At 47.0% G+C, this 511-nt stretch carries 1 protein-coding gene; it reads right to left on the bottom strand.

Features of this window, described 5'->3' with window-relative positions:
- Positions 1–51 precede the first annotated feature (51 nt).
- On the bottom strand, positions 52–511 hold a 460-nt coding region (locus tag R7E78_RS30765), incomplete at its 5' end, for a response regulator (RefSeq protein ID WP_318059224.1).

Raw genomic sequence — 511 nt, 5'->3', positions numbered from 1 at the left:
AGTTACAATTGCAGAATAGAAACGCACTTAACTTGATCAATTTCAAGTTACTCACTTGGGTGTGGCGATATTTTTGAGGGCTTTTGGCAAATATTGTTCAAAGATTTGCTGTAATCGCCCCTTCGTAACAGGCTTAGCAACAAACTCGTTCATGCCCGCTTCAAAGCAACGCTGCTGATCTTCTTTCACTACATTGGCAGTTAATGCGATGATCGGCACGTGAGCGCCCCACTCATTCATGTCACGGATCTGCTCTGTCGCGATAAACCCATCCATCACTGGCATTTGGCAATCCATAAAGATGAGAGCAAAGGCGTGCTCGCGGCATAACTGCAACGCTTCTTCACCATGGCTCGCGACACTGACTTTAAGCCCTAGCTGCTCCAGCATAATGCGAACAACCCTCTGATTCACTTCTGTATCTTCGACAATCAACACCCACGGCGTATCTGGATTTTTGTTCGTTGCCTCATTCGCCTCTGTTCGAGGAAAATCGAGCACATTGAGCGGA

The sequence above is a fragment of the Vibrio sp. YT-19(2023) genome, assembly GCF_033337395.1.
Note: the sequence above shows the minus strand (reverse complement) of the source record. Positions and strands in the feature narration are given on the sequence as shown.